5 protein-coding genes and 1 pseudogene are annotated in these 5,928 nt (G+C 39.4%); 4 read left to right on the top strand and 2 right to left on the bottom strand.

Annotated features, from left to right (window positions below; all coding sequences use genetic code 11):
• Positions 1 to 288 precede the first annotated feature (288 nt).
• The 3 genes and pseudogenes from H1P_RS39115 to H1P_RS39600 all read left to right on the top strand — a co-directional run bounded on the left by H1P_RS39115 (position 289) and on the right by H1P_RS39600 (position 4,312).
• Entirely contained in the window at positions 289 to 417 is a 129-nt protein-coding gene (locus H1P_RS39115) for a YrrC family ATP-dependent DNA helicase (RefSeq protein ID WP_281291266.1), read from the top strand.
• 49 nt (positions 418 to 466) lie between these two features.
• Complete coding sequence (locus H1P_RS30235) at positions 467 to 3,001, top strand: tetratricopeptide repeat protein (protein WP_144874733.1); 2,535 nt, start codon at positions 467 to 469, stop codon at positions 2,999 to 3,001.
• 273 nt (positions 3,002 to 3,274) lie between these two features.
• Positions 3,275 to 4,312, top strand: a pseudogene (locus H1P_RS39600) (cyanophycinase).
• Between the two features lie 31 nt (positions 4,313 to 4,343).
• On the opposite strand, the gene H1P_RS30225 reads toward H1P_RS39600, so the two are convergent.
• Positions 4,344 to 4,964 (bottom strand): class I SAM-dependent methyltransferase, encoded by a 621-nt coding sequence (locus tag H1P_RS30225; protein ID WP_144874731.1) that lies wholly within the window; start codon positions 4,962 to 4,964, stop codon positions 4,344 to 4,346.
• A 178-nt stretch (positions 4,965 to 5,142) separates the two neighbouring features.
• On the opposite strand from H1P_RS30225, the gene H1P_RS36745 reads away from it, so the two are divergent.
• A complete protein-coding gene (locus H1P_RS36745) occupies positions 5,143 to 5,310 on the top strand; it encodes a hypothetical protein (protein ID WP_186376231.1) in 168 nt (55 codons plus the stop codon).
• Positions 5,311 to 5,462: 152 nt separating this feature from the next.
• Here H1P_RS36745 and H1P_RS30220 read toward each other — a convergent pair.
• Positions 5,463 to 5,928, bottom strand: a 466-nt coding sequence (locus H1P_RS30220) for an MFS transporter (protein ID WP_144874729.1), incomplete at its 5' end; no start/stop codon positions are given.

Below are 5,928 nucleotides of genomic sequence, written 5' to 3'. Positions count from 1 at the left end.
CTCAACCGCATAGTTGTTAAGAATTCCGTTATCTTCTTGGGTGGTATACATAGTAATTTTTCCTTTATTTGTTTCTTTTATTCCCGTGCTATGTAAATTAATGTAACAAATATTTTAAGTTTTGTAAATTATTTTTGACAAACAAATATTTATAGTATATATAAGATTGTTTAATCATTGCTGATAAACTCGCACGTTCCTTGGCGGGTTGCCTTCGGCGCGTATTCTGCGGTGAAAATCCGCAGGTCGCTTGTCAACTATTAGCTAGATAAGTAGGACAAGTGTTTTATGAACTCATCTATTGTTAATGCACCGCGATCGTCTCTGACGGGAGTTATTGAGAGAATTATTTTTCATTCTGAGGAGTCGGAATATACTGTAGCAAAGCTGAATACAAGAAAGAGCGATTTTGATTAACCTGAAGTAAGTACTTGAATAATGTCACCAATAGATAGAGGTGGTTCTAATGAGCAACAAATTTCCTAAGTTTTCGCTTTGGTTATCACAGAGTCGTTTAATTTTGGCAACCCTACTAATACCTACAAGCGGGGCTGTTGCTCAGTCAATCTCCACACCCCGAATTTTGTTGGCGCAGTCTTCACAAATAGGACAACCACCATCAGACAACCAAATTCAAGAACAGATTGAAGCAGAGGCTAACCGCTTCTTTAACCGAACCATAACCCAATTTAATCTGATAATTTTGGCTACTTTGGCATTATTATTAACAGTTGCGATCGCTACTTTATGGCTATTACGTAGAGCCGTAGTTCGAGAGGTTGCTCATCTTGTCAGTACTAATCTTCAGGAACTAGAAACTGCTAAATCTCAACTCAAAGGGGTTACTCAAGATTTACAACAGATGTTACAAAATGCTCGACAAATTATCAATCAGCTAGAGGATGAAGTAGAAGATTTCCAACTTGAATTAAATCAAAAACGAGAAACTATCTCTGGGCTACTATCAGAACTTGGTAGTGTTCAACAACAGGGAATAAAAACCATCAACAGTCAAATTAACACCTATCAACAAACACTAGCCAAATTAGAAGCTGAATTTAATCATCAACTGAAGGAACTTCAGACAAATACCGAACAGCAAAGAGAGCTTATCCTCCAAAATCTGGTAAGCCAAGCCAGTGAATTTACTCCTCAGCTTAATCTAATTCAGGCAGAAGTTGAGGACAAACAAAAAACAGTAGTTCAGAATCTAGAAATATCAGCCAGTGAGTTTGCTACTCAACTCACCCAATTCCAAAATACAACTAAGCAACAACAAGACTCTCTACTTCAGGATTTGGCAAGCCAAGCCTCTGAATTGGCTGCTCAACTCTCTAGTTTGCCAGCAGAAGTTCATCAACAGCAAGTCACGGTCTTACAAGAGCTACAAAAATCACAAACTACTTTTACACAACAATTATCGAAGCTGCAAACAGAAGCACAACAACAAAGGGATGAATTAGAACAAAAACTTCAACAATTAAGTTCTCAATTAGCACCTCAGTTGGCTCAACTACAAAACGATTTGCAGGGACACAAGCAACGGTTTCGGGAAAACTTGCAAAGCTCAAAAACTGAATTTACTAACCAATTATCAACACTGCAAGAGACAGCACAACAACAAACAGATACCATTGTGCGGAATCTTACCAAACTAGAATCTAAATTCGCTAGACAAATCTCCGAATTACAAACAAATGCCGAACAAAAAGTTCAGCAACAGCAGAAGCTAGCAGTTAAGAATCTCGAAAACTTATGGACAGAACTCGCTACTCAACTATCGGATTCACAATCTCAAATTAATCAGCAAATGGAGCAAGCCTTGAAGAATTTGCGCCAGCTAGAAACTGAATTTGCCACTCGCATATCTCAAGAAAACTCAGGAATGCAAGCTCAAAAAGAACAAGCACTACAAAATTTATTACAACTGCAAACCGAAGTGACTAATCAATTGACGTTAGTGCAATCAGAAATAAAACAGCGTCAAGAATTAATAGTGCAAAATCTCGAACAGCTACAAACCAACAATACTGCCCAGCTTTCGCAAATATATTCAGATGCTCAAACACAGAAAGAGCAAATCTTAGCAGATTTATCCCAGATTAACCCCCAAGAGATCGCTGCACCTGCCTTAACAGAAATTCAACAAAGTTTGCAAACTCTCAGTGAACCACTAGAACGCCTTCAACAGAACCATCCTCAGTTGTTTCTCAATCCCAATGATTTTCTCGAACAAGGAAGCCAGCTATTAGCTCAAGAAAATTACCAAGAGGCGATCGCACTTTTTGACCGAGCCTTGGAACTCAAGCCAGACAACCCCAAGGCTTGGAATCAACGCGGTATTGCTTTAAGGGAATTACAAAGGTATGAAGGCGCGCTCTCGGCTTTTAACAAGGCAGTGAGAATTCAACCCACTTTGGAAGAGGCTTGGTGCAATCGCGGTCTTACTTTAAGTCGTATGAAACGTTATCAAGATGCGATCGCTAGTTATAATCGAGCAGTAGAGATTCAACCAGAATATTATCAAGCGTGGGTAGATCGTGGTGTCGCTTTTGGTATGTTACTTCAACACGAGCCAGCTTTTCAATCTTTTGAGCGTGCCGTACAAATTCAACCAGACAATGCAGTAGCTTGGATGAATCGCGGTATGGCTTTGGAAATGTTAGAACGTTATGAAGATGCTCTTACTTCTTTTGATAAGGCAGTAGAGTTAAATCCTCAATTATCTAAGGCTTGGAACTATCGAGGTCAAATCCTGATTGAGCTACAACGGTATGAAGAAGCAATAGCTAGTTTTAATCTAGCTTTGGAAATTCGCTCCGATTATGCTGTAGCTTACTATAACAAAGCAATCTGCTATGCTGTGTCTGATCGAGTCTCATCGGCAGTTGATAACTTAAAACAGGCAATTGAACTCAATTCTAAATATCGACAACAAGCCCAAACTGACCCTTATTTTGAGAGTATTGCCCAAAACGAGCTATTTGTCCGCATTTTTTAAACTGGAGGTATTCAAAACTAGTTGGTGAATATCTTTACAGGCGATCGCTCTTTGAGCAAAGGTTATGTTATTTGAATTCAAATGATGTTTGCAACAGATGGTATCTGTATAACTGACTGCCTGACACAATTAATAGTTTGGATTGATGTTTGAATATCGAGTTTGAATGGAATGAAGAATTAGACGCGATTGGCGAAGCCTAGCCAAAGGTATCGCTTCTTTTTCGCTCAACAATTGTAAGATGAAAGAGGATGAGTTTTAGGCAATGGGTTAATGGCAAGAAAACTCTCAGATTACAGACGAACAGATGATAGCAACAACTTTGAATATTTTTTAGACTATGGAAAGGTTCATAGTTCTTCTCAAAAACCTGCCATTCTGTTGATTGGTGGTGCAGAAGAAGGAACAGTAGGAGAAGATGCTGCTACTCAATGGTTTCTTAAGCAAGCCAACTATGGAGATTATTTAGTCTTGCGCTGTGGGGGAATTGGCAGACAAGCACAGTGGATTGCGGATAATTACAGAGATTTAATCAATTCGGCTGCGGAACTGTCTATTGACAGCCGAGAAGCAGCTAATAAACCAGAGGTTGTGCAATACATTAAAGATGCTGATGCTTGATATTTAGCGGGTGGGGATCAGAATAAAGACGAAGATTACTGGGAAGGAACAGCTACAGAAGATGCCATTAATTACTTAATTAATCAGAAAAAAGTTCCTGTGGCTGGAACCAGTGCTGGTCTGGCAATTTTAGGAGATTATTATTATGCTCCTTCTCGACAAGGATTGCTGAGTTCAGAAATTTTGAATGACCCTTTTCATCCTAATACCCAGGATATTTATCGGAGCAATTTTCTCCAAGTTCCGTTTCTGAAAGATGTCATTACTGATACCCACTTAGATAGGTGCAATGATAATCATCCTGAGACGAGATATGGGAGAATTTTCGGATTCATGGCTCGAATTATGGTGACTGAAAATCAACCAGTTTATGGTATTGGTTTAGAAGAAGGGGCATTTGTAGCCATTGATGAAAAAGGCATTGCTCAAGTTTTTGGCAACGATTCAGAGCAGGGACAAGATGCCTACTTTTTGCAAACTAATAGTGCAACACCAGAACAAATAAAACCAGATTTACCCTTAATTTGGGATCGTAATGGACGGGCTGTGAAAGTTTATAGAATCCAAGGTACACCATCAGGAAGTGGTTTATTCGATCTCAACAATTGGTTAACTGCTTCTGGGGGAACTTGGGAATATTGGTTTACCACAGGTGGGTATTCTGGTTTTCGACAAGAACGAATTAGGTAGTGTACTTATCGGTACTGATTACTCATTCTCGCTACGATTGCTCTGTACGAGTCGCAAAAACAGTTAGCAAAATTCCTGGTAGTAGATAATAATGAGCGATCGCCGAAAACCCAGCTTCTGTTCCTAATTGTTCTCGTTGCTGTTGATTATACAATCTCATTTCACCAATCCAGGGGATAAAACTCGAAAAATTATTTTCCCCTCTATAGCCGTCAACTAAGTAAAAACGTCCGCATGGGGCAAGAACCCGACTAACTTGATGAAAAACTTGCTGTGGATGAGGATAATGAAGAAAGCTCATGGTACAGAAAACTGCATCAAACTGTTCATCGGCGAAGGATAGAGATTCTGCCCTACCACTGACAAAAATTAATCTCTTGCGGTACTGATTCCGCACTCTTGCCTCACGAAGCATCTCAGGAGAAAGGTCTAACCCAATTGCCCTCACCGTAGGAAACTCCGCAGCCAGACGACTCATTAGCTTACCAGTACCGCATCCTAAGTCAAGAACAGAAGCATTTTCCTTTAACTCCACATACTCTAGCAGCCGTTGATGAATTGCTTGGTAGAAACCTGTGGTGAGCAAGCAATCATAGTAAGGAGCCCAAAGATTAAAGAAATTTTCTTTTTGTTGGTGAAAATTGTTAGTCATTGATTTTGATAGCGATCTCCCGATCTCAATTTTAATTCTAACTTGACAGACTTGTCTGTCTGTTTTCTAGTTGAATACAGATTAGACTTCTTGCACAAGTAGCGATCGCCTTGTTGCCTGGTACTACCACGATCGCTTTACATGGAATAAAATCAATTAAACGATTCAAACGAGAACTATGTGGATAGTCGAGAAAAAGGTTGGTATTTTCGTTCACTATTTGACTTCTTCTGGTAAGTTCCAACCAGGAATCGAGAAAGCCAATAAATTTGTCTCTCAAGAAATGGCTCGGACAATGGCTAAAGTTCATGGGGGATCGATTAGACAATTAAATCAAGAAAATTAAATCGGAAACCGAACAATCACTTTGAATTCTCCCCATCTGAGTAGACGAATTAGAGCAAAGCACTTTTTCGAGTCTATCCAACTGAAAACGGCTGTAAGTCCCCCGAATTCATAAAGAGCCTTTTTTGATTTCCTTAACTTGTGACCAAACGATCATTGTTTCAAGTCTTCTACTTTTAATTTAAAAATCAAAACTAAGTTAAGCAAAGTCAAAACTACACTGAGGATAAATAAACCCGAATAGCCAACCGCTTCTGTAATTGAGCCACTAATACTACCTGCGATCACACTACTTATAAAAGCAATGGAAGTTTGAATGGTAAAGTCTCTTCCTGGACTATTGGGATCGCTTCGATCCATTTTGATCGTAGAGGTGGCGGTTTCGGCAAAACCAAAAGTGCCATTAAAAACAATACCCAAAATATATAAAATAACGAGGCTGCTAAATCCCCAGGCTGGTAATAAAAAAGCTGAGATAATTACTGCTTGAAAACAACCTCCAGCAATTAGCAATCTTTTGCGATCTAAAAAATTAACTGTCAAACCACCAACCAAAGCTCCCAAAGTTCCCACGCCATAACTGACAACTCCCAACAGCAAACCTATTTGCGTCGTGGAT

This window comes from Hyella patelloides LEGE 07179, assembly GCF_900659865.1.
GTDB classification, from domain to species: Bacteria; Cyanobacteriota; Cyanobacteriia; order Cyanobacteriales; family Xenococcaceae; genus Hyella; species Hyella patelloides.
This window is presented reverse-complemented; position numbering and strand designations above follow the sequence as displayed.

Bases quoted from the DNA above. Each gene is read 5' to 3' on its own strand.
- H1P_RS30225 (WP_144874731.1), bottom strand. From the start codon at position 4,964: ATGACTAACAATTTTCACCAACAAAAAGAAAATTTCTTTAATCTTTGG.
- H1P_RS36745 (WP_186376231.1), top strand. From the start codon at position 5,143: ATGTGGATAGTCGAGAAAAAGGTTGGTATTTTCGTTCACTATTTGACT.
- H1P_RS39115 (WP_281291266.1), top strand. From the start codon at position 289: ATGAACTCATCTATTGTTAATGCACCGCGATCGTCTCTGACGGGAGTT.
- H1P_RS30235 (WP_144874733.1), top strand. From the start codon at position 467: ATGAGCAACAAATTTCCTAAGTTTTCGCTTTGGTTATCACAGAGTCGT.